At 68.8% G+C, this 3,167-nt stretch carries 1 protein-coding gene; it reads right to left on the bottom strand.

The genetic code is table 11. The features are described from left to right. Positions 1 to 3,167, bottom strand: a 3,167-nt coding sequence (locus tag P3H15_RS53405) for an amino acid adenylation domain-containing protein (protein ID WP_276144728.1), incomplete at both ends; no start/stop codon positions are given.

Raw genomic sequence — 3,167 nt, 5'->3', positions numbered from 1 at the left:
GGTGGTGTCGTATTGGTTGAGGAACCAGATGCGTTGTTGGGCAGGCGAGAGCGGCGCGAACTTCGGCTCCTCTGCGGTGGCGGTCAACGGGGGGCGCGGTTCCGATCCGGTGTCGTCGTGGATGAGTCGCGCCAGAGCGCGCGGCGTCGGGGCGTCGAACAGGCTGCGCACCGAGAGGTCCGTGTGCAGGGTCGCGTTCACGCGGGCGACGGCCCGGGTTGCCGTCAGCGAGTGTCCACCTGCCGCGAAGAAGTCGTCATCCACTCCGAGGTGCGAAAGCTCGAGCGCCGCCGCGAGGGCTTCCGCGACGGTCTGTTCGAGCGGGGTGGCCGCCGACGGCTGCGCGGGGTGCGGGGTGGGTCGGAGGGCACGGAGCGCGTCGCGGTCGAGTTTGCCCGACGGCGTCCGCGGGATGGCGTCGATCGGGACGACTGCGGACGGAACGAGCTGTGCGGGTAGCCGGCTCGCCAGGTAGTCGCGGAGTTCGCGGGATCCGGTCTCGCCGGTCGTCGTCACGTAGGAGACCAGTGTCGCGTCCGGTCCGTCCGCTGAGGAGAGTGTCGAGCAGAACGTGACCGCCGGATGACCGGCCAGCACCGCGTCGATCTCCCCGAGCTCGATCCGGTATCCACGCACCTTCACCTGAGAGTCGCTGCGCCCCAGGTACTCGAGGATGGCAGCACCCTCGCGTCCGGTGTGCCAGCGCACGACGTCACCGCTGCGATACATCCGACCGCCCGGCGGACCGAACGGATCGGCCACGAAACGGGCGGCGGTGAGTGCGGGCTTGCCGTGGTATCCGCGGGCAAGAGCGTCGCCCCCGATGTACAACTCGCCCCGGGCCCGGAGCGGGACCGGTTGCAGCCGGGCGTCGAGCACGACCTCGGTGACACCGCGGATCGGGCCGCCGATCACATTCGCACCTTCGGCGGCCGGATCATCCGAGATATCCGCAGCCACGGTACTTTCCGTCGGCCCGTACGCGTTGATCAGCCGACAGTGCGGCGACCACCGGCGGATCACCTCGGGGGTGCATTTCTCCCCGCCGGTCACGACGCACTCGAGGTCGTCCAGGCCCACAGGGTCCAGGGCAGCCAGCGTCGTGGGGGTCAGGAATGCATGGGTCACCCGGTTGTCGGTGAGATGCCGTCGCAGTTCATCCCCGCCGTAGATCGTGGTGGGTACGATCACCGCGGTGGCTCCCGCAGACCACGTGAGCAGGTACTCGAGTACCGACGCGTCGAAGCTGGGAGACGCGAAGTGCGCCACCCGGGAGGCTGCGGTCACCCCGGTGCGCTCGCGCAACGTGGTTGCGAGAGAGTTCAATCCACGATGACCGACCACGACACCTTTCGGAACGCCGGTGGACCCGGACGTATAGATCAGGTACGCCGCATTGTCGGGACGGATCGTGGGCGCCGAACGAGCGTCCGCATCACTGGCGTGTGGTGTCCGGTCTGCACTCGTGCCGTCGATGTCGATCCACGTGACGGTGTCCGGCAGCGCGTCGCGACGACTGCCCGTGGTCAGTCCGACGAGGACTCCGGAATCGGTGAGCATGTGCCGAATGCGGACCGGTGGATACGTCGGGTCGACGGGCACGAACGCCGCACCGGTTCTGGCGACGGCCCAGACGGCGAGGACCGACTCGAGGGACCGGAATATCGCGATGGCGACCACGCTTTCCGGACCCACTCCCGCCTCGAGGAGTCGGTCGGCGAGGACGAACGCGCGAGCCTGGAGTTCGGCGTAGGTCAGTCGGCGGGCCCCGTCGTCGACGGCGACGGCGTCGGGCCGACGCGCGGCGGCGTCCGCGAGGATCGTGCCCAGGGTCCGCGGCGCGTCGGCCCCCTCTCCGCGGGCGGGCACCACGGCGCGGTGCTCCGCAGCATTGAGCAGGTCCAGCCTGGCGATCGGCAGGGAAGCTTCGGATCCCATGGTGACAAGTACCCGCACGAGTTGCCGGAGGAGTGCGTCGACGCTGTCGGCATCGAATGCCGACAGCTGGAAGATCGCCCGCAGGTGGAGTGTGTTGTCGGTGGTGGCGGCGAGTGCGAGGGGGTAGTGGGTGGCGTCGGTGGCGGAGGTGGTGGTGATGGTGAGGTCGGTGGGTGGTGTGGTGGTGTGGTGGGGGTAGTTCTCGTGGACGGTGATGGTGTCGAAGGTGGTGGCGTGGGGGTTGGGGATGTGGGTGAGGGGGAGGTGGTGGTGGTCGAGGAGCCTGGTGTGGGTGGTGTGGGTGCGTGTGAGGAGGGTGGTGAGGGTGTCGGTGGGGTGGAGGGTGATGCGGACGGGGATGGTGTTGATGAAGAGTCCGATCATGGTTTCGATGCCGGGGATGTGGGGTGGGCGTCCGGAGACGGTGGTGCCGAAGGTGATGTCGGTGGTGCCGGTGTGGGTGGCGAGGACGAGGGCCCAGGCGGTGTTGAGGATGGTGTGGAGGGTGAGGTCGTGGCTGCGGGCCACGGTCCGCAACGTATCCGTCTGAGAGGTCGTCAATGTCGCCACGCGCTCCGAGCAGGGACCGCCGTCCCGGTGGAGATCGACATTCGGGGTGAGCCGCGTCGCGTTCTCGACGCCGTCGAGCGCACGATCCCACGCGGCCACGGACGCCGAGACATCGCGCGTGCCCAACCATTCGAGGAAATCACGGTACGGCCGCGCCGGCGGGAGCGCCTCGGGGTCGGCGTGGTGCTCGTAGAGCTGGAGAAGTTCGTGCAGCAGGAGCGGGGTGGACCAGCCGTCCAGAATCAGATGATGGTTGGTGAGCACGAGGTGGTGGTCGTCGGGACCGGTCGTCACGAGGGTGAATCGCAGGAGAGGCGGCTCGGCCGGGTCGAACAGTGTGGTGCGGTCCGCGGTCAGGATGTCGTCGAGTTCTGCGGCGGGACTGCGGGCGGTAGTGACGTCGTGCTGCGCCCAGGCGGGGGCAGTGGTTGTGACGACCTGCACCGCGGTGCCGTCGGCCGTGTGGGTGAATGCCGCACCCAGGTTCGGGTGCCGATCGAGCAGCGCTGCCACGGCGTTGCGGAGGCGGTCGGTGTCGACGGGTCCCCTGATGTCGAGGACGAGTTGCACGACGTATGCGTCTGCGGTGGGGCCGCCGAGTTCATGGTGGAAGAGCAGTCCGGCCTGCAAGGGGGTGAGGGGCCAGACGTCGGTCAGGG

It is taken from the genome of Rhodococcus sp. T2V (genome assembly GCF_029269925.1).
In the GTDB taxonomy this organism is placed as follows: domain Bacteria; phylum Actinomycetota; class Actinomycetes; order Mycobacteriales; family Mycobacteriaceae; genus Rhodococcus_F; species Rhodococcus_F koreensis.
This window is presented reverse-complemented; position numbering and strand designations above follow the sequence as displayed.